20 protein-coding genes and 2 pseudogenes are annotated in these 20,927 nt (G+C 34.4%); 5 read left to right on the forward strand and 17 right to left on the reverse strand.

All coding sequences use genetic code 11. The features are described from left to right. The first annotated feature begins 80 nt into the window (after positions 1 to 80). Positions 81 to 389 (forward strand): ArsR/SmtB family transcription factor, encoded by a 309-nt coding sequence (locus tag AC1DMU_RS13780; protein WP_064474209.1) that lies wholly within the window; start codon positions 81 to 83, stop codon positions 387 to 389. Positions 390 to 694: 305 nt separating this feature from the next. On the opposite strand, the gene galT is transcribed toward AC1DMU_RS13780, so the two are convergent. The 4 genes from galT to AC1DMU_RS13800 all read right to left on the reverse strand — a co-directional run bounded on the left by galT (position 695) and on the right by AC1DMU_RS13800 (position 5,911). Next, entirely contained in the window at positions 695 to 2,191 is a 1,497-nt protein-coding gene (galT, locus tag AC1DMU_RS13785; protein WP_088063096.1) for a UDP-glucose--hexose-1-phosphate uridylyltransferase, read from the reverse strand. 210 nt (positions 2,192 to 2,401) lie between these two features. Beyond that, positions 2,402 to 3,352: a serine protease gene (locus AC1DMU_RS13790; RefSeq protein WP_476941520.1), complete on the reverse strand. Its 951-nt coding sequence runs from the start codon at positions 3,350 to 3,352 to the stop codon at positions 2,402 to 2,404. A gap of 275 nt (positions 3,353 to 3,627) precedes the next feature. Beyond that, on the reverse strand, positions 3,628 to 3,915 hold the full coding sequence (locus tag AC1DMU_RS13795) for an AbrB/MazE/SpoVT family DNA-binding domain-containing protein (RefSeq protein WP_088063094.1): 288 nt from the start codon (positions 3,913 to 3,915) through the stop codon (positions 3,628 to 3,630). 115 nt (positions 3,916 to 4,030) lie between these two features. After that, a complete protein-coding gene (locus AC1DMU_RS13800; protein ID WP_088063093.1) occupies positions 4,031 to 5,911 on the reverse strand; it encodes an ABC transporter permease in 1,881 nt (626 codons plus the stop codon). A 270-nt stretch (positions 5,912 to 6,181) separates the two neighbouring features. Between AC1DMU_RS13800 and nadE the strand changes: the two genes are divergently transcribed. After that, positions 6,182 to 7,000 carry an ammonia-dependent NAD(+) synthetase gene (nadE, locus tag AC1DMU_RS13805; protein ID WP_087982839.1) on the forward strand — a complete coding sequence of 273 codons (819 nt, stop codon included), beginning with the start codon at positions 6,182 to 6,184 and terminating at the stop codon, positions 6,998 to 7,000. A 45-nt stretch (positions 7,001 to 7,045) separates the two neighbouring features. Here nadE and AC1DMU_RS13810 read toward each other — a convergent pair whose 3' ends face one another. The 4 genes and pseudogenes from AC1DMU_RS13810 to AC1DMU_RS13825 form a co-directional block, all read right to left on the reverse strand. After that, the gene (locus tag AC1DMU_RS13810) at positions 7,046 to 7,507 is read right to left on the reverse strand and encodes an NUDIX hydrolase (protein WP_046954986.1); all 462 of its coding nucleotides are present in this window, start codon (positions 7,505 to 7,507) and stop codon (positions 7,046 to 7,048) included. A gap of 30 nt (positions 7,508 to 7,537) precedes the next feature. After that, positions 7,538 to 7,736, reverse strand: a pseudogene (locus AC1DMU_RS13815) (DUF4083 domain-containing protein). 99 nt (positions 7,737 to 7,835) lie between these two features. Further along, positions 7,836 to 8,996, reverse strand: a complete 1,161-nt coding sequence (locus AC1DMU_RS13820; protein WP_088063092.1) for a transglutaminase domain-containing protein — start codon at positions 8,994 to 8,996, stop codon at positions 7,836 to 7,838. A 145-nt stretch (positions 8,997 to 9,141) separates the two neighbouring features. Continuing rightward, entirely contained in the window at positions 9,142 to 9,894 is a 753-nt protein-coding gene (locus AC1DMU_RS13825; protein ID WP_088063091.1) for a YwqG family protein, read from the reverse strand. Between the two features lie 224 nt (positions 9,895 to 10,118). Here AC1DMU_RS13825 and AC1DMU_RS13830 point away from each other — a divergent pair, with 224 nt between their 5' ends. Continuing rightward, complete coding sequence (locus tag AC1DMU_RS13830) at positions 10,119 to 10,280, forward strand: YjcZ family sporulation protein (protein ID WP_088063090.1); 162 nt, start codon at positions 10,119 to 10,121, stop codon at positions 10,278 to 10,280. 87 nt (positions 10,281 to 10,367) lie between these two features. Next, a complete protein-coding gene (locus AC1DMU_RS13835) occupies positions 10,368 to 11,333 on the forward strand; it encodes a patatin-like phospholipase family protein (protein ID WP_088063089.1) in 966 nt (321 codons plus the stop codon). A 109-nt stretch (positions 11,334 to 11,442) separates the two neighbouring features. Here AC1DMU_RS13835 and AC1DMU_RS13840 read toward each other — a convergent pair whose 3' ends face one another. Further along, positions 11,443 to 11,610, reverse strand: coding sequence for a DUF3933 family protein (locus AC1DMU_RS13840; protein WP_087982849.1), 168 nt, complete (start codon positions 11,608 to 11,610; stop codon positions 11,443 to 11,445). A gap of 12 nt (positions 11,611 to 11,622) precedes the next feature. Then, the gene (locus AC1DMU_RS13845; RefSeq protein ID WP_088063088.1) at positions 11,623 to 13,065 is read right to left on the reverse strand and encodes an aminotransferase-like domain-containing protein; all 1,443 of its coding nucleotides are present in this window, start codon (positions 13,063 to 13,065) and stop codon (positions 11,623 to 11,625) included. A 118-nt stretch (positions 13,066 to 13,183) separates the two neighbouring features. Here AC1DMU_RS13845 and AC1DMU_RS13850 point away from each other — a divergent pair, with 118 nt between their 5' ends. Beyond that, positions 13,184 to 13,798: a LysE/ArgO family amino acid transporter gene (locus tag AC1DMU_RS13850; protein WP_048543181.1), complete on the forward strand. Its 615-nt coding sequence runs from the start codon at positions 13,184 to 13,186 to the stop codon at positions 13,796 to 13,798. Between the two features lie 53 nt (positions 13,799 to 13,851). Here AC1DMU_RS13850 and AC1DMU_RS13855 read toward each other — a convergent pair whose 3' ends face one another. From AC1DMU_RS13855 to AC1DMU_RS13885, 7 genes and pseudogenes are all read right to left on the reverse strand, one after another. After that, positions 13,852 to 15,081: an MFS transporter gene (locus AC1DMU_RS13855; protein WP_088063087.1), complete on the reverse strand. Its 1,230-nt coding sequence runs from the start codon at positions 15,079 to 15,081 to the stop codon at positions 13,852 to 13,854. Between the two features lie 237 nt (positions 15,082 to 15,318). Beyond that, positions 15,319 to 15,525: an alpha/beta-type small acid-soluble spore protein gene (locus AC1DMU_RS13860; protein ID WP_000113545.1), complete on the reverse strand. Its 207-nt coding sequence runs from the start codon at positions 15,523 to 15,525 to the stop codon at positions 15,319 to 15,321. A gap of 126 nt (positions 15,526 to 15,651) precedes the next feature. Then, a complete protein-coding gene (asbF, locus tag AC1DMU_RS13865; RefSeq protein ID WP_088063085.1) occupies positions 15,652 to 16,494 on the reverse strand; it encodes a petrobactin biosynthesis 3-dehydroshikimate dehydratase AsbF in 843 nt (280 codons plus the stop codon). Between the two features lie 37 nt (positions 16,495 to 16,531). Further along, positions 16,532 to 17,516 (reverse strand): annotated as a pseudogene (asbE, locus tag AC1DMU_RS13870) (petrobactin biosynthesis protein AsbE). A gap of 44 nt (positions 17,517 to 17,560) precedes the next feature. After that, the gene (asbD, locus tag AC1DMU_RS13875) at positions 17,561 to 17,815 is read right to left on the reverse strand and encodes a petrobactin biosynthesis protein AsbD (RefSeq protein ID WP_001250756.1); all 255 of its coding nucleotides are present in this window, start codon (positions 17,813 to 17,815) and stop codon (positions 17,561 to 17,563) included. Further along, positions 17,812 to 19,050: an AMP-binding protein gene (locus AC1DMU_RS13880; RefSeq protein WP_088063083.1), complete on the reverse strand. Its 1,239-nt coding sequence runs from the start codon at positions 19,048 to 19,050 to the stop codon at positions 17,812 to 17,814. Before AC1DMU_RS13880 ends, asbD begins: the two co-directional genes overlap by 4 nt. Next, positions 19,037 to 20,875 (reverse strand): IucA/IucC family protein, encoded by a 1,839-nt coding sequence (locus AC1DMU_RS13885; protein WP_215559034.1) that lies wholly within the window; start codon positions 20,873 to 20,875, stop codon positions 19,037 to 19,039. The genes AC1DMU_RS13880 and AC1DMU_RS13885 overlap by 14 nt, the downstream gene beginning before the upstream one ends. Positions 20,876 to 20,927: the final 52 nt, after the last annotated feature.

Raw genomic sequence — 20,927 nt, forward strand, 5'->3', positions numbered from 1 at the left:
AACATATTCGAACAATAGAAATATACCACTTTATATGTTATAGTGCAAACTATATTAACTGATACAAGTAGGTGAAAAAAATGCGTACTCTTTATCATCCAAACCGAGAAGAAATTCAATTCTCTTCAGTCTTATACGCACTTAGCGATCAAATTCGTTTACAAATTGTAACAATGCTATTAGAGAAAAATGAACAATCTTGTGGTGCGTTAAACATTCCAATTGCGAAATCAACTTTATCTCACCATTTCAAGGTTTTACGTGAATCCGGTGTTATGTATACACGCATTGAAGGAACACAACGTTTCATTTCAATTCGTGAAGATGACTTACATGCTAGATTCCCTGGTTTATTAGACGTCGTATTACATGCGACAGAACCATACTAAAAACATCTCATATTCATATGAGATGTTTTTTAGTATGGTTCTATTCTTTTAATAAAATGCAACTTTAATCAGAAGGAACTTTGTTCATCACACACTAGAAATATATACGCTTCATTCTTTTTCACTTTATTTTTGTACTGGATCCTTTGGACACTTTAATTATTTGATTACATTTTATACACATCATTAATATAGGGCCGCCTATCTGTTTCAATTCCTGTAGTTGCTTATGCTCACACTCCTCCATATTATTACCTCCCTTATCATATAATTAGGTCATTTTGTAATCACCATCACTACTAAGTTCATTCCTTATTTAACCTCTGAATAAAACGTTTAAATGCCGATATCCCTTCGTCATCTCGTTTAAAAACGCCAGCATCTTCAAGCGCCTGTATAAATTTCTGTCCTAATTCTGCTCTTACTATCTCCTGTACATTTTGTTCATGTATCCGATGGTAATATTTGATTTTTAATTGTTCAGCCCATCGTATATGAAGCGTTGGAATATCACTTGGAATGTTAAGTAAGAATTTTTCCACTTCCTGAAGTTCTGTTTTTAAACGCGCCGGAAGTACTGCTAACCCCATTACTTCAATTAGACCGATATTTTCCTTTTTAATATGCTGTATTTCCGCATGAGGGTGGAAAATACCTAACAAATGTTCTTCACTTGTACGATTGTTCCGCAAAACAAGATCCAATTCGTACATACTATTCCGGTAACGAGCAATCGGAGTTATCGTATTATGTGGAATATCATTCGTAAATGCAAATATATTAACAGATGGATCACTATATCCCTTCCACCTCTCTAATATGTACTCCCCTGCATTTACTATTTGTTCTATGTCTTTACTTCTTAAGCGAATAACTGACATAGGCCATTTAATAATAGAACATTGCATTTCTGGAAAGTTAGTTAGTTCAAAAATTAGGTCGTTTGATGCATTTGCCATAGCAAATTCATAGTTTCCACCTTGATAATGGTCATGTGTTAGAATAGATCCTCCTACAATAGGCAAATCAGCATTAGAACCAAGAAAATAATGCGGGAATTTTTCTACAAATTTTAACAAACGTAAAAATGTTTGACGGTCAATTTTCATATCACGGTGTTCTGAAGACAATACAATACAGTGTTCATTGAAATATATATACGGAGAATACTGTAGAAACCAGCTTTCATCTGTAAGATTCATACGAATCATACGATGATTCGTGCGTGCTGGATGTCCAATTCTGCCTCTATATCCTTCATTCTCAATACAGAGTAAACATTTTGGATAATTTGTACTTTCCAATACTCTCTCTCTAGCAATTTGTTTCGGGTCTTTTTCCGGTTTTGATAAGTTAATCGTTATATCAATGGGTCCATATTCCGTATTTACTTTATAATTTATATTTTTGGCAATTTGCTTCATTTGGATATAGTTGCTGTTTTTACTTAACTCATAGAAGTAATTTGTCGCAGCCTTCGGATTTTGTTCGTATTTTTCATAAAATAGAGAATTGATAACGGACGGTTTGGACATAAAAACATCCATAATTGCACTTGCTAAAACCTCCTTCTCGTCCATTACTGTCTCAATGACTTTATGCATACAAGCATATTCAATTAACTCTTCCAATAACTCCGAAATTGCTTTCTTTGCGGGCGCGGGCGCTGACGCTTCCACTACAAAGTCATCTAAACGAAGTAAGGAAAGGATTTGATTCCTTGTATATATTTCATCTTCTTTTTCAATCAGTTGAACTTCAATAGCACGATCAATTAACTGCTGGATAGCTTGATATATCATCAGTATATACCTCCTCTAACCTTATAGCGGTTTTCGTTGTTACGATGCCAGTTCTATGTACCTTTTATCATTTTATGAACAGATCTATGGGATAACCACCACCCTAATAAACATTTCATGAAAAAGAAATAAATACTAGATTCCACGATATATTCGACAAAGCCATACAAAAAAACATCTCATAAAATTATGAGATGTTTTTAGTATTTGCTATTCTTTTAATAAATCTATTAATCCATTCCCTTCAGATGTACGTTCATACCCTAAAGGTACAGTTCTTTTAATAAGTTGTGCATATATTTCTGGCTCTGATAACTTTCTACCATATTCTCTCTCACACTGCTTAATGAGCAATGCCAGCGCTCCAGCGACATGCGGTGTCGCCATAGAAGTTCCACTTAATACCGCATATTTCCCTTCAGGATACGTAGATAATATTTCATCACCTRGCGCCACTAAATCAATTTCTTGATTCGAATTACTAAAACATGCGATTTTCCGTTCTAAATTGACAGCGCCGACTTCAATTACTTCGGAATAAGCACCTGGGAAATCTAGTTCCTCTGTATTATCATTACAATCTCCATTATTCCCAGCAGCACATACGACGAGAACATCTTGCTTTACTGCATTTTGAATCGCTTCATGTAATTCTGGAACGTCCTGCGGGCCACCAAGTGACATTGAAATAACTCTAACTCTTTCTTTATTAGGCCCTCTCCAATTTACAGCATAATGAATCGCCTCAATAATTTGCTCATAACTTCCAGAACCATCTCCCGCTAAAACCTTTAACACTAACATTTTAGCAAGTGGTGCAACTCCTAAAACACCGACACCATTTTCAGTCGCTGCAATTGTCCCCGCTACATGAGTACCGTGTCCGTTATTATCAAGATAAATATTTGGATCCCCTTCGTAATCTTTCGTGAAATTTCTTCCACCGATAATGCGATCCTTTAAATCTATATGATTCACATCACAACCTGTATCTAATACGGCAACAACAATATCATTTCCTTTCGCACTCTTCTCCCATACTTGTGGAGCATGAATGAGTTGTACACCTGGTGGAATTTCATTTACTTGTTCAACCACCTTATCTACTGTAAAAGGAATCAATTGTATACCTTTTTGTTTATTCGCTGTACTACTATTCATCGTAATCCCTCCTGAAAATATATTATTTTCATTTCAGACCACTTTTGAAAAGGTTTAAATGTAACATTCGTTTTATTCGTTTCGTTTTCCTTCCTTAAAAATATTTCTCAATATAGCTTACTAATTCTATACTACTCTTTTTATTTATCTCGTAATTTTTATTCACCAAAAATTCGATTGGTACAACCAATAACCAAAATAAAAGGACCAATTTAATGGTCCTTTCATAGTTTTTAAAGAATGATATGAAATTTTAAAAATAAAATAAATTAAGACTAAACCTCACTCTTATTTAAAAACTTCTCTATTTCTTTTATTAAATGTTTCGCTCCATCTATACTAACAGTAATGTTTCCATTTGCTAATGATATGTTTTGATTTGAAACATCACCTGTTATTTGACAAGCATTGTAAGGTTGATATTTTTGTAAAATGACTTTATCTTCTTCTACGAAAATTTCAAGTGGTGATTTGATTTGTATTCCTAATACTTCTCGTAACTCTTTAGGAATAACAATTCGTCCTAATTCGTCTACTTTTCGAATAATTCCTGTTGCTTTCATATTACTCCCCCCTTACTTTCTATTAATTTTTCCACCTCGCTCTTTCCATTTTATCACTTTTTGGTAATACTTGTATCTTTTTAGAAAATTTTGTACTCAAGTTAAAAATACACATTTAACTAATACGTAATCTCTCTTTCAATTGTTTTAAATAACGAGATCGTATGAATAAGAAATATACAACTTGAATTCCTACGAAAACACTTAATACAATCGCATTTTCTTTAAATAATGAGTACTCAAACATCTGTCCCAGTGCAGTTAACGCTACTGCCCCGTGTAATGTTGCAACACCTATTGGAACGAAGAATAATAGTGCTAATCGAATTGTAACTACTTTCGATAATTCTCCGCTCGTTAAACCTACTTTTCTAATCATTTCAAACAAACGAGTATCATCCTCTAAATCAGAAAACAAACGGAAGTAAAGGAAGCTTCCTGCACATACGAAAAATACTATACCAATAAAGAAACCTACAAATAAAATTGGTCCTGCTATTTGTAAACTTTGGTTTTGTTCGTACTCTTCTGCACTAAACGTTGCATGTTCTTCATAAGTCTTCATTTGATGAGTAAGCTCTTTACCAACCTCTATTTCATCTTTCGTTCCTTCTGTTTTGTACACATAATCTTTTTCCTCTTTAAATCCATCTTGTAATGCATCATATTGATTTTTAGAGATTACATAAACGTTACCTCTTAGTATTTTACTTAATGAAGAAGTATTAACTTTTTTCACTTTTAAAGATTCATTCAAATGTGGTAAAGTAATTTCTTTTCTTTCTTTCATCGGTGGGCCTGGTATATCGACTGATAAAAATAAAGCTTCTTTATTTGCTACAGTTTGAAATGGTTCTCCTGTTAACTTCGCATATTCCTTATAATCTGATTCTTTTATGAAAATAGCACTTCTTAACGACTGCTCCTCCGCCCTTTTCGTTGAAATAGTAGCTTTAGAAGCTGTTATACTATGTTTCTTTAATCCTTCATCAATCATCTTCAAATGCTGTGATTCATTACTATTTCCTTGCTTAGAATGATACTGAAACGCAATTGGTCTCTCCATAATCCCTTTCGTCATGGACGTGAAACCTACTAATGTACCTATTGCTGAAAATGCTACAGTTGAAATAATAGTTACAATAAAGAACATTCTGGCGTTGTCTCTCATACGGTAAGCTAAATCTGATAACGTAACAATATTTGTCTGTGTCCAATAGAAACGTTTACTTTTTTTACATAGTCTAATAATAAAGACACTCAACTGCTTGTACAGCAAATATGTACCAATAATGACTACCGTTGTAACAGGAATCATCATGACAAATACCATTGCACCGTGTGACATAAGCGCTCCCGCATATCCCGCACTAAGCAATATGACCGCTAATATAGAAGAAATAATGGAAGCTTTCGGTTCCGGCTTCGCTTCTGCTGATCCTCTAAACAATTTCATAATTTTATTTTTCCGAATCATTCCTGCACTAAACAATGAAATGATCATAAATAATACGAAAAACATAATGCTCGTTACAACAATGGCTTTCATTGGTATGTAATAAGCTAAGGAAATATCTAATTTTAATATCATCGGAGCTACAAATATTAACATTCCGGAAAATAGCATTCCTGCAAGTATTCCAAAAATAATAGCCCCTATCCCAATCATAATATTTTCAAAGAAGATAAGACGCTTTAATTGATATTTCGTCATACCTAACATCATTAAAATTCCTAATTCACGCTTTCTCGTTTTTAAAAACATTCCCATCGAATATAAAATAAAGAAAAACGTAAATAAGTAAATAATGGACTGTGCAAAAGACATACTTACGAATACGTATCGTCCCAATTCTCCAGCACTTAATGCGGGATGAAACGCAAAAAATGAATAAACAAAAAAGGCCATAATGGCAAATGCACTACTTAAAAAATATGCTGAGTATGTTCGTCTATTTCGTGTTACATTTCGATATGCGAGTTCTCTAATGTTCATATTCCTTCTCCACCCTTCTACTAACTATGTTCTTATATTAGTAAAGTCCGGAAATACCTTCCATCGATTCAAATGACAAAAACCTTACATTATTGAAAGGTTTAAAAAAAATTGCTTAAACGAAAGAGTTTCATTATAATGACTACATTCATATTCATACACGCATCCTATTGTATATTCGTTAGTTTTGCGAAATAATAAAGGATAGAAGTATGTACCAATATACATATAAACTTATTTACCGCTTTAATATGAATAGGAGGAAACATAATGACATTACAAGAACAGATTATGAAAGCATTACATGTTCAGCCTGTAATTGATCCGAAAGCAGAAATCCGTAAACGTGTTGATTTCTTAAAAGATTATGTGAAAAAAACAGGTGCAAAAGGATTTGTACTTGGCATTAGTGGCGGACAAGACTCTACATTAGCTGGACGTTTAGCTCAGCTTGCAGTGGAGGAAATTCGTAATGAAGGTGGTAACGCAACGTTTATCGCCGTGCGTCTTCCTTATAAAGTGCAAAAAGACGAAGATGATGCACAATTAGCATTACAATTTATTCAAGCTGATCAATCTGTTGCATTTGATATCGCTTCAACAGTTGACTCCTTCTCAAACCAATACGAAAACTTATTAGGTGAATCATTAACAGATTTCAATAAAGGTAACGTGAAAGCACGTATCCGTATGGTTACACAATATGCAATTGGAGGACAAAAAGGTCTACTTGTTATCGGAACTGATCACGCGGCAGAAGCTGTTACAGGATTCTTTACAAAATTCGGAGATGGTGGTGCAGACCTATTACCATTAACGGGTTTAACGAAACGTCAAGGACGTGCTCTTTTACAAGAATTAGGTGCGGATGAGCGACTTTACTTAAAAATGCCAACTGCTGATTTATTGGATGAAAAACCAGGTCAAGCTGATGAAACGGAGTTAGGTATTTCGTATGATCAACTAGATGATTATTTAGAAGGTAAAGCAGTTCCAACTGACGTTGCAGAAAAAATTGAAAAACGTTACACAGTGAGCGAACATAAAAGACAAGTTCCAGCATCAATGTTTGATGATTGGTGGAAATAAATAAAACATAAAAAAGAAGCTAATCTCATTAGCTTCTTTTTTATGTTAACGATACACCCCTACTCTTTTCTCTAGTAAGTCCTGTAAACAATCCTCATGTTGTTGATTAAACAATGGTGGCATTTTGTTTAGCGGGAAAAACTTCAATTCCAACGTTTCATCACCGTCTACTTTTTGCTCTCCACCGGCAATTGAGCATGAAAAGAATATTAAAATTGACTGGGCATTATCTCCATTTGGATATGCTTGAAAATATTTTGTATACACCCCGATAAGCTCATTTATTTCCACGTCATAACCTGTTTCTTCTTTTATTTCTCGAATCGCGGTTTCTGCGGCAGATTCTCCAATTTCCATTGCACCGCCAGGAAATCCCCAAGCGTTAAAATCACCTCTTTTTTGCAGTAATACTTCTCCATGTTCATTCAACACACAACCACCCGCAAAGTTTATGAGAACACAGTCGTGACCTACTTTTTCACGTAATTCTTTTATATAATTAGCCATCCTCTTCCCCTTTTCATACATCTTCTATCATTATTTCTTATCTTTTTCAAGCAATTCAATCATTCGATCTAGCTTATTATTCATATTAATTACATGTTGTTTTTTTGCAGCGCTGTTTTTGCAATAATTTTCTAAGGAACAAAGTAAATGATAGGAAAAACAAAACGATAAGTCCGATTACTAAACAAGTATATATCAATGTAAAAATATTACTTTCGAACAAATTCATTCAAATCCCACATCCTTCCTTTTTATATTTTATCACACAATTCTGTTTTTTGAAGTGATACATAATAAAAAGAGCACCTTTTACAGATGCTCTTTTTAATTAATAAGTAAATGTAATTGTCGCTAATGAATAATCTGCCATCGCACTATATGGTGCTACTTCATAAGATACACGTTTTGCACCTTTTGGCCAATTTATTTCATTTAACACTTTCTTTATATCTTGCATTGTTCCATCCATCGATTGCTTATATCGTACTTCTACCTTTTCTGGCTTAGAAGCGAATTGTTGCTGTAATTTTTTCTTAAATTCACTATAATTATCTGCCCCGTATTGTGCAGACAAATATTTTAAATTTGTTTCTTTTAACATTTGTTCATACGCAGCAGTCTTTGAACTACCCGTTTTTATTTTGTTTGTTAATTCATTAAAGTAACTTGCAGTTGCCGCCGGATATTTACTACGATCCCATTCATGATCTTTACTTAATTGCTCATCAGACATATTAAAATATGAATATGTTACACGCCCAGCTTTATCTGGTACTGGATCATCGAATGTCGTATCAATGTGGTACCATTTGTTTTCAATGTTTACTAAATTCCATGCATGAGCTTGTCCATTCCCTGTGCCTGTTACAATATGATTTTGAATACCTGCTTCTTTTAACAACTCATACGTTAATAACGTATAGCCTTGACAAACGGCAGAACGATTCGCTAATGCTTCATATGCTGTATACGCTTTATAAGACGTATCATAAGATACATGTTTTACAACATAATCGTGAATAACTTTTACTTTCTCATGCTCATCCATCCCTGTTTTTACAATTGAACCGATAATTGCTTTTGCCTGAGATTTTACATATTGTGTTTGCTCTTTTGATTCACGGTATTTCACTTGCAATGTAAACGTATAGTTTCCTGGTAACCCTTTAATAGAATATTTAGTAGACGCTACATTATATTTTACATACTCATCTGCATCTACAATTTTATTAAACTCGCCATACAATTGGTCCATAACATTTCTAGCATTTCTATCTTTCTTTTTATATGTGATTGTAATATTTTCTTCTCGATTATCAACCTGTTTTTTTAATTCTTTTCGGAAATCATCTAATAGCTTTGCATCTGATTGTGTTGTCGCTACAGACGGATTCGTAGCTGCATAAGATACCGTTGACGCGTGTAAGCCTCCCATTACTATAGTTGAACAAAGCAGGGTAGCTGTCACATACTTACTTGTCTTTCTCATCTCGTCACTCCTTACATTCTATAACTATACGAAAAAGTATCGTATAGTTTCAGAGTATACAATACTTTTCCGTATAGGTCATATGAGATTATGCATATTTAACATTGTAAAAAGGTTGTTCTTTTTACAAGAACAACCTTTTTCATTAACAAGTTTGTAATACACAACACGCATTTTCAAAACGTCGATTTTTTAAGTCTTCATTTCCAATACAGAAATAAAGCATTCCTAAATCTCCCCACATCATATTACAATTTTTAGTATCTGAATCGATTTGGAATAAAAGCGTCATTTGCTGCGGGTCTATCCCCATATATTCTCCTGTCTCATATAATACTTCCTCTTGTACAGAGAATGGTTCACCAAACATTTGATGGTTATCATAGTTGTCTGGGATTAGTTCTTCAAGCAATTGTAAGAAACGATCTGAATCAGCCTCATCTTCAATGAAAAGCTCTGGCAATTTATATGTCAGTTCAAAAGTAGTTGCACACTGGTTATAATTTGTTTGCAATTCATCTGCTCTTCGTAATTGCTCTACAGGAACATCATAATAAAGTACACGCCCCGCTTCAGTTGGATTCACATCTTCTTCAAAGTAATTTTCAATGCTAAAGAAATATAACATCCCTGTCTTAGGAAGATTGTGACCCATACCAACATTTTGTAAATCATTTAAATTAAATTGAGCGATAAATTGTAATGGATTTCCTTTGTGCATTGGGTATTCCAATGTAGCTGGCAAGTCAGGAACTCCTCCCATTTTCGAACTACCTACCGCAACTGTTTCCTCCTGCTTTGGCACAACTTTTACACAAGGAAATACAGTGTGAATAAGTTCCTCTTTTAAATGTGTCAGCCCATATTTATCAATTAATACTTCAATTTGTTTATTCATAAATTCTCCTTATATTTACATACTTATTTGTATCATCGCACAAAAATTATACTCCATTCTTTGTAAAAACAACAAGCCTCCAAAAAAACGGGCTCTTCCTCCATACGCGAACAAGTTTAAAAAAGCATAGTATACATTGTTCCTACAAACACGATAGTTCATTATTTCTTCCAGTACATTTTCCCCTCGTTCATTTTTATTTTTAATTTAAGGAGGAATTCCACATGGGTTACGGATATAGTTGCGGCGGTTACGGTGGTAGTTGCGGCGGTTACGGCGGTTACGGTGGTGGATGTGGTTATGGAGGTTTCGCTTTATTAATCGTTTTATTTATCCTTCTAATCATCATCGGAGCTAGCTGTTGGGGCGGCTTTGTAGGCTGCTAGTAAATTTAAAAACTATTGTAAAAAAGCACGTACAATACGTGCTTTTTTGCCATTTTCAAATCTTTTATTCGAAAGGAAGTATGATTAATGAAGATTGATGGTGTTTTTGAGGGGGGCGGTGTACGCGGAATTGCGCATGTAGGGGCAATTTGCGCGTTAGCTGAAAAAGGCTATGAATGGGAACGTGTAGCTGGAACATCAGCTGGTTCCATTATCGCTGCGCTCCTAGCAGCAGGATATTCTTGTTCAGAGTTAAAAACGATTATAACTGATATCGATTATAATAAATTTACGAAGAGAACCTTTATTGACAGAATCCCCTTTATCGGAAAAGGATTAAGCGCATGGACTACTCTTGGTATTTACTCTAATATATTTATAGAAGAATGGATTGAAGAATTACTTCGCAAAAAAGGAGTTCACTTATTCACAGATTTACCTGATTTAAATAAGCTTAAAATTATTGCTTCTGATATAAGTAATGGTAAAATGGTTATCTTTCCTGATGACTTACCAAATTACGGATTTTTAAATTATCGCTTCTCTATTGCTAAAGCTGTAAGAATGAGTAGTACAATCCCCTTCTTCTTTGAACCGGTAAAATGGAGAACCCCTAAATGGAAGCAACCTTGTTATATGGTTGATGGAGGGATTTTAAGCAATTACCCAATTTGGATTTTCGACTCACCTTCCTCTCCTCGCTGGCCAACATTTGGATTTCATTTCGTAAAAGATGAGATTCAAGCTGATCCTGCCCATTATAACGAGCCTATCTCCATGTTCAAAGGACTTTTTAAAACAATGATGCAAGCCCATGATTTACGTCATTTAGATAAGGAATCAAAAGCAAGAACGATTACAATTCCAACAGGATCCATTACAAGTGCCAACTTTGAGTTAACAAAGGAAGAAAAAGAGTGGCTTTACAATTCTGGTTATAACGCCGCAAATAAGTTTTTACAATCTTGGAACTTCAGACAATATATTGATGACTATAGAAACGGAAATCAGGACCGAAAAACAAATCGGTATTTCCGTCAACTTGACTCATAATACTATTATTTTTCATACGAGAACACGTAACGCTTTCAAAAAAAATAAGCCTAGTAATATCATAGATTACGAGGCTTATTTACTTCCTGCATAAATTATTATACGTCTCTTAAGGATACGTTAACCCTTTAGCTTCTTCCGCAGTAATAACGGTATATCGATTTCCCGTTCGTAACCCTAACAATTCTGCTTTTTCAATTGCATCCTGCTTCGTCTCCGCATAAGCAGCTAAATATTTTTCTCCATTAATAATTTGGCAAATTACGTATTGTTTCATTACTTTCTCCTCTTACTTTTTCATTAGTTGTGCAAGCTTTTTTATACCTATTTCAATTTCTTCTAACGTTGCGTATGAATAGGATAGACGCAAAAATTGGTTTGCACTTCTATCATACAAAGTACCTGGATTTAATAAAATCTTTTCTTTCAAAGCTTTGTCAAATAAGCTACGGTTCGAAACGGGTACATTCATATGTAACCAAATATAAAAACCACCTGTCGGTTCATACCATGTTGCTATATCACGACAATATTTCTCTAACATTTGCAACATAAAATCTCTACGTTTTTTCAACTTAGTTCTTACAAACTGTAAATGTTCATCATACAATCCATCTGCAAACCATTCCGCTGCAATTTGCTGGGATATAGAACTTGAACCATAATCTGTTTGCATTTTTATGTCTGCCAATCTTTGAATGACTGGCTCAGATCCAACAATCCATCCAATTCTTAATCCTGGACTAATGACTTTAGACATACTCCCAATATGTAGTACAATTCCGTTTTTATCATATGCTTTTAAAGGCTTTGAAACAGGCTCATCAAACCATAAGTCTTGGTACACCGCGTCTTCTATAATAGGCAAACCAATTTCGTTACATATTTCCATCACTTCTATTCGTTTCTTCGCATTCATACTAAAGTTCGTCGGATTATGAAAAGACGGAATTGTATATAAAATAGATGCATTAAATTGCTTCTTATATTTCGTAATATATGATGCATGTAAACCGTTCTCATCCATTGGTATACCAATTAAACGCATTCCTGCTGATTGAAAAACATTAAGAGAATATAAATAAGATGGTTTTTCTAATAAGATGGATGCCCCTTTTGGAAGAAGTCCCATAGAAATAAGTTGCAACGCTTGAATTGCTCCTGAAACAATTAATATAGAATCAGGAGTTACATCTATACCATGTCCTTTTAAATAGTCCGCAATTTTCTTCCTTAAATAGAAATTCCCTTTTGGTTCTTCATACCCAAGTATCATGCTCGACTTTAAAAGCTTATTCATAATATCTTTCATCTTTTTTTCAGGTAAAAGACTCGGCGCGAGCTCACCTGTTCCTAAACGAATTACATGCGGATAAAATTCAGCTTGATTAATCTCTTGAATAGCAGGCAGATTCGGATAATGAAGTCCTGTTTCTACATAAGACTGCCAATTAGGCGGGGGCGCGTACGTTGAAGCATTCTCATTATTATTTACAACAATTGTTCCTTTCCTGCCATTCCCTTCAATGTATCCCTTTGCCACTAGTTCATCGAAAGCCATTACAATTGTACTCCGGTTCACACCGAATGTATGTGCCAAATCTCTTTGTGAAGGTAATTTCGTTCCAACAGTCCATTCTCCATTAACGATTCTTTCTTTTATATACGTTTCTATTTGTTTATACAGAGGAGTCGCTAGAGACATATTCGGTTTCCAAACAAATCTTTCCATCATATCACCTTATATTCTTTTTGGTTGGTAACCTCTCCAACCATATGGATGGATACAAATTTTCATTTCTTCTATACAATATACACTATCATACTGAATTAAAATAGGAGGTAATATGATGAGTGAAGCAATTATTCATGGTATCATTCTTGCATTTGGTCTTATCATTCCATTAGGTGTCCAAAATGTTTTCGTCTTTAACCAAGGTGCGAGCCAACCAAACATTTGGAGGGCAGCCCCTGTAGTATTAACTGCCTCTATATGTGATACGTTACTCATATTGATTGCAGTGCAGGGTGTCTCCCTTGTACTCCTTACTTTTTCTTGGCTAACTAACACGTTATATATAATTGGATTTTTCTTTCTCCTATATATGGGCTTTGTTATTTGGAGAAGTAACCCTTCCAACGATATAAAAAAAGAAAACAGTATGCCATTAAAAAAGCAAATCCTTTTCGCTGCATCGGTTTCGTTATTAAATCCACATGCAATTTTAGATACAATCGGTGTAATCGGAACAAATTCTATTCAATACATAGGAAGTGAAAAATGGGCTTTCACACTTGCAACTATTATCGTTTCGTGGATTTGGTTTATAAGCTTAGCTTTAGCGGGGAAATTTCTAAAAAGAATAGACTCAACCGGAAAGACAATCGTATTATTAAATAAATTTTCTGGCCTCATCATATGGGGCGTCGCGCTTTATATGTTAAAACAAGTTATGTATTCTTAATGAATGAAAGAGAATTGCATGTTACTGAAAACATCATGCAATTCTCTTTCAAATTATGAAGTAGGTTCCGGTTTCTGTTTTACGTTCTTTGCATCTTTTGCTGGTTTAATCCAAATCATTGCTATAACAGCACCGATACCAGCGAAAATACTTGTTACATAAAACACTTCATGGTCAGCACCTTTCATGAAAAAAGAGTATAGAGGTGGGCCGGCTGCTACACCGATAAATCGCATGGAACTATAAAAAGATGTAACCGTTCCCCTTTGCTCCTTTTCAATTCCTTGTGTAATTAGGGAGTCTAAACATGGGAGTGCCATACCAATTCCTATCCCCATGATAACGAGACAAAGAAGTAGTAAATAAATCCCTTTTATAAATAAAGGAATGATGACTGATGCAGCTGCCATTAAAAAACCAATATAAATACACTTCTTCATTACATTTTGATTATCTCCAATTTTTTTACCCGCCATATATGAACTAAGTGACAGTACAAGTAACGGGATAGCAAGTACACAACCTTTCCATATACCATGTATGTCATACTTTGATTCCAGTATCGTCGACAAATAAAAGAGAATTCCGAATAAAATAAGCATAATAATTGCACCTAATACAAAAATGGCAATTAACCATCTTCCCTTTTCTCGAAATGTAGAGATAATCGATTTTATAAACTCTTTAAGTGGTGGCACTTCTCCTTCTTGTTTCTTTGCCTTTACTAGAATAAGTAATAAAACAATTGATACTATGCATAAAACTGGAATTGCCCAAAATGGTAAGAACCATACAATGGCAGCAAGAGCAGATCCTAAAATAGGGCTCAGCACTTTTCCAAATGTATTGGATGTTTCAATGATTCCTAAACCTGTACTAACTTGTTTTTCATCCTTGTATAAATCACCAACACATGGTATAACAACTGGCATTGCACCAGCAGCACCAATACCTTGAATCGCTCTACCGACCAATATCCAAGTGTAGGGATTATCAACTTTCCATGATACCCAACCAGTTATCGCTCCTCCTATAGCCGCAATCAGCAAACTCGGAACCATTATCATCTTTCGTCCCCATCTATCTGATAAATAACCAGCAATCGGTATAAGAAGAATGGCTACGATAGAGTAAATTGTAATAATCATGGATACTTGAAACGATGAAATATGTAATTTCTTTTCGATTGTCGGTAGAATTGGAATGAGCATTGAATTCCCTAATGTCATAACAAGTGGAACTGATGCAAGCGCAATTAAACAACAGTTTTCTTTTTTTAACATGTTGGCTTCGGAACCCTTTCATCATATATTTCTGACCATATAATAGCCCTGCTGGAACGTAATTTTTCATTCCACCAGGGCTATTACATCTTTACTACTTCCCATTTACAACAAAAGAAATTGGGGAAAATATAGTATTATTCCTATTCTTTGAATCCAGTTCGCAATATATTCATACCAATTAATTGAAAAAAAAAGAAAGGAAGAATCCTTCCTTTCTCCTATAACCTTCTACAATTAGCGAGTATATCCGCCACCAAGTTGTTGTTCTGCCATCGCTACTAGACGTTTTGTAATTTCACCGCCTACAGAACCGTTTGCACGTGAAGAAGTATCAGCGCCAAGTTGTACACCAAATTCTTGTGCAATTTCATATTTCATTTGATCTAAAGCTGCTTGTGCTCCATGTGATGCTAATTGATTAGAGTTACGATTTCTAGCCATTACCAATCACCTCCTTATTTATATATAAATTGTGTTAAATTTCAATTTAAATACATGGTAATTTTTGGTTATTTATATTTTAAAAAAAAGAGTCTCTACAATGAGAGACTCTTACATCATTTTATATTAAGAAGTTACTACTTCTAAATTTCTATTTGTTAATACTTTCATTTCTTCTTTTAATATATCTTTCGCATTATGTCCAAACCATTCGAGTGAAGCAAAATGGTCAGTATCTCTCACTTCCTGAATAATCTCATCATAATTTACCACACCTTCAAATAATGGAACCATACCAATTCGACTTCCCGCTGCTGCATATACATTATTTGGTTCAAACACATGCAAATAATCTGCTGACGATATATTCTTAAAATGGTAATGTTGTATCCACGGCTTTAGTCGATGGAAGCTGTCTATTGGATCTGCACCAGACTCCCATATATGAAGAAAATCAAGGTTTATTTTCAAATTCGGATGATCTACTTCTCCTAATAATTCCAAAGTAGAAGGCAGCGTATCCGTTAACGTATTTGGATGTGTTTCTAAAAGTACATACATATTATGCTGAGCAAATACTTCACAAATCATGCGAATACGATTCACATACTCTTTTCTCTCCTGTTCCGAGAAACCTTCGCTACCTTTTTGTCCAGCAAACGTACGAATTTTGTTTGTTTTAAACCAATTAGCTAATATTGCAAGTTGTTCACATTTCTCTATCGTTTTTTCAAAATCTGCCGATAATGATATGTCTAAGTAATCACTTATCATCGTAATTTCCAAGTTTTTATCCTTTAAACAATTCAATTCTCGTTCTGTCGTTTCATACTCTTGCATATACAAATTTCGTGCATGAGTCCCCCATAATTCAATTCCTTTAAAACCGTTTTCATATGCAAATTGAACAATATCAGTAAATGAAATTAATTGATGACGAAAGGAAATAGTACATAATGAATATTTCATAGGTTTGAACTCCCTTATCTTAAATTCAGTTAGGTTTTTAAAATGCTAAGACAGACTCGTTTGTTTTCATTTCTTTCCATGATAAAAACTGTCTCTCTAATTCAGCCTTAATTTGCAGTTCAATTGCATTCATTTCATCCAACTTTTCAACAATTGATAATAACATGCCTTTATTATTCGTCATCGCCATTTTAATTGCTCGATACTGTACATTTGTAAATCCTTGTACAATATCCTCTACCCGATCACACCAATAATCAAACTCTTGCTCCGAATATTGTAACGTTTCACGGAAGTATGCAAAGGCATGTTCATAACTATATTTACGAATTGCAAGTACTGGTATTTGCTTCACTGCCCGCTACAAGACCAGAAAGCGAATAACCTTCTTCTTCATTTGCCATTTTTATAATTAAATTTTTCAATTCCATAGTCAGTTCATTGTCATTTCTTTTGAAAGTTTCTATGAAATAACTCGCTACCATTTCTTCTGTTGGCTCCTGAATTTCTTCTACATCAATGAAATACCCTCCACCAAATGGGTTATCTTGAACAGAGTGAAGCACTTTTTCTCTTTCCATATTCCCTTCCCAGCGAAAATCAGGATCTAGCATGAACCATTCTTCATCTTTCTCTGTCTTCGATATCATTAAATAATGCGGAAACGGTTTTTGATGAAATTTATTTTCCCTCTCTGGCAATAGAGACATATCAACCATTACAATGACATAGCGATTTTCTGGCTTGTTTTCTACTAATTGTAAAAACGTTTCTACATTGCTATCTTTACCTTTTGCATGATCATACCATTCGTTCACTTTCATACCGTACAATTTTTCATACCATAATAAATAATTATCATGGTTAATATTTTCGGAGTGATACGAGATAATGCCGCCTTCTGTTATATCAAAATCTCCGTCCCATAATCCAAAATAAAATGGACGGAAATCTATATCGCTACGCCTTTTTATAATTTCACAAAAACAACTCACTAAACAGTGAACTTTAATTGAAGTCATATTCTCATCCACTTTCCTAAAGGTTAATTATTCACATTTACTACTTATACCGGCTGTAACTCCTCCATAAAATCAAGCAAAGATCCTACAGTAAGAAATGCTTTTGGGTCTACCTCATCCTCTGGAACGCATAGCTTTACATCCATTTCTATGTAGACTATGAGTTGTAACATCATTACCGAATCTATATATAAATCTTGGTTTAAACGCATCGTTTCTTCTAAATGCGTTACATTTTTTAGCTCCATTTTTTCTGTCATAATTTTCAACACTTCATTTTTTAATGTTTCACGTCTCATGTTGTAACCTCTCCCATCTCTAGTAATTTTCTACTTACTTTTCCAGTTTTATTTTTCGGAATTTCAGTTACACTTTCAATCTCATGCGGAACTTTATAAGATGGTAAATGCTGCATACACCATTCTCTTATTCGCACTGGATCAACATGAGAGATTACTTTCGCTTTAACAACTTCGCCCATCACAGGATGTTTTCCCCGATATACAATTGCCTCTTGAACGCCTTCTAGTCGAAGCATTGTTTCTTCTACCTCTATCGGAAAGACTTTTAATCCTGAAACGTTAATCACATCATCCATGCGCCCCATAAAATGAAGACCATGCTCAGATTTATACCCCAAATCTTTCGTGAAAATTTCCTTATCTTTCATTTTCACTACGATTTCTTCGGGCATATTTTCATCTGAACCTATACTTATACTCGCATGAGGTAGTGGATTACCTAAATCTAAATGGCTTTTCATATCATGACATATACTTATACAACCTGCTTCAGAACAACCGTATTGCTGCATCATATATGTTGTCATTTCTTTTAGTTTATAAAATAATGCTTCTGGTAAAGGTGCTCCGGATGTCATAATTTTATGAAACTGAAACGTTCCTTGCGGGAAACTCCCCATAATATGTAACATAAGCGGTACTGCATAAATGATATGTTTTTCTGTATTGCGAACTATATTTAATGCGAATTTAGGGTTTTTATTCGTAATGATGATAGGTTTGCTTCCTCGCGTAATTGCAGATAACGTACCACATATTAGTCCGTATGAATGTGAAACAGGAGCCATAACGATCGGCACTTCATCTACTTCACAGTTTAAAGCTTCATTATAAGCAGTAATTTCTGTATCCACTTCCGCCCATGCTCTACGAATCAGTTTTGGTTCTCCTGTTGTTCCAGAACTATATTGCAATAAAGAAGGCTCTTCTAGTAAAACGTTCACTACTTCTAATTTCATAAAATCGGGATATTCTCCATGTAATATCCCGATACAATTTGCACGCTTTGCCATTTTAATAGCCGTTTCTTTTGGCGTATCTTCATGTATAAGCAATACTGATGATTTCTTTTCTTTTAAGAAAAACACAAGCGTAATAATATCGAATGGATCTTTCAGACAAAGCGCGAATCTATTTCCTGCTGCTTTTTGAAATTGTTCCATTTCCTCATAAACTTGTAATCTCAAATCAAAATCACTTTTGCTATACTCTTGTTTATTAACGATTAGCATAATTTCCCCCTGTAACAACTGATTTTTGTTTGATAAGTTGTCTTGCTCTATACAATGGATTTGGAACTTCATGAACAAGCGAGTCCACATCCATATATAATCGTCGCTTCGTTAATTGCTCAGCATAGAATGTAGGAGTGTATAGCTGAATACTTTCAAATCTATCTTTCAAGTGTGGATATTTTCTAAAATGATTTTCAATTTCTTCGACAACTATCATCCAAAAAATTTCTTCTTTCCAATCATATTCGTCTGCAAGTACGAAAGCTAATTCTCCTACATTAAATAAGAACAGTGCATCTAATACCATCTCTTGTAAACATTCAATACGATCCATTTCAAAGAAATCATTCATTTTCCCATTCGCATACGTTTTATGCATTTTAGTAAAGTCTGGACATTTATTCATTTCTTTTAAGAATGGACGATAAAACTCAAGTCCTTCATGGAAATCCTTTAATGCAATACGGACAGGTAGCCCTTCTTTATGAACTAAAATCATATTTTGTCCGTGTGATTCTAATGCGATTCCATACTCTACAACAAGATGTATAACTGGTATGATCGCTTTTTGAATCAGTAATCGTAGCCAATTTTCTATCCCGTATTTGTTTAACCATGCATCAATAACTGGTGTCCCGTCTTTCTCCTTTGCATATAAGCCGTTAAAGGGAACCGCATCCTCTTGCTCATCTAAATATTTATGAACGCTTTCACGCCAAATGCACCCTAATGAACCATATGTGGCTTTCTTATTCGTATCATACGTTACACTCGAAAATTCCTTTAACAAAATAATGCGCGATTCATCCCTTAAATAAGAATCCTGACTTACGACATCACTTAACCAATTCGATATAGCTGGTGCACTCACAACTGAATATGGTTTCAGCGTACGGAGTGTTGAAGTGTTAAGTATGTTCAGCGATAACTTTACATATGGTCTCTTTGGATTCGTAGCATTTCTTAACGTCCTCATCGATTGTTGCGCGCAATAATCATCCGCCGATTGTCCTAAATAAATTATATTTTTATCCTGTATATGGTCAGCGTAATTTGGAATGATGAAATTCTCCCACTGCCAAGGATGAACAGGTATAAACACGTACTGTTTTGGATTACATCCCGCACTGTGAATTCGTTCCATATACGTTTCTAATGTATGCTCGCCTATCTCACCTTTTAAAATATTGTCATAGATCATTTCATTTTCATAACCTACAGTCGCATACTTCTTATGAGCTGCAATCCATATAATTTTTATTGGTCTCATAAATTCATATCCATATTGAAAATTGTCACGATATTGAAACCCAATGCGTGCTTTATAGCTAGGATGATATGGATGACCGTCTATTAAATGGCTTTCAAATTCATCGTACGATTTTTGGGTATATTTCACCTTATTATGTCTTTCATATTGTACAATCGTGTCTTTAAATATCGTTTGTTCTAATTCATGAATAAAAGAATCTAATTTCGTTTGTTCTACGTTAACAATTCGAAAAACTTCTTCCAAAAATTGCGAAACTGATTGTATTTCTTGTTTTTCCTCTTGAACTCTTATTACTAATGAATCTATAGAGATACGTCCAAATGTCATTCGTTCTCTTCCGTAACATTCATACGTGACACTTTTGTTGTCCTCATCAAGTCCTTGAATAAGAAAAAGAATTTGTTCTTCGTTTTCTATGCGAATTGGCGTAATAATCCCCTCATAAATTAACGACTCTACTAATTGACGTAACACTCTTCTTCGTACTGAAATGTAATCTTTTGATTCAAACGCTTTCAATATTCTCGTATGATACATGTCCACTCTCATAACTCCTCCACCTTATGAAAAATACCATTATTTGTATTACGTGAAATTTTAA

Source organism: Bacillus sp. 01N45, from assembly GCF_056399205.1.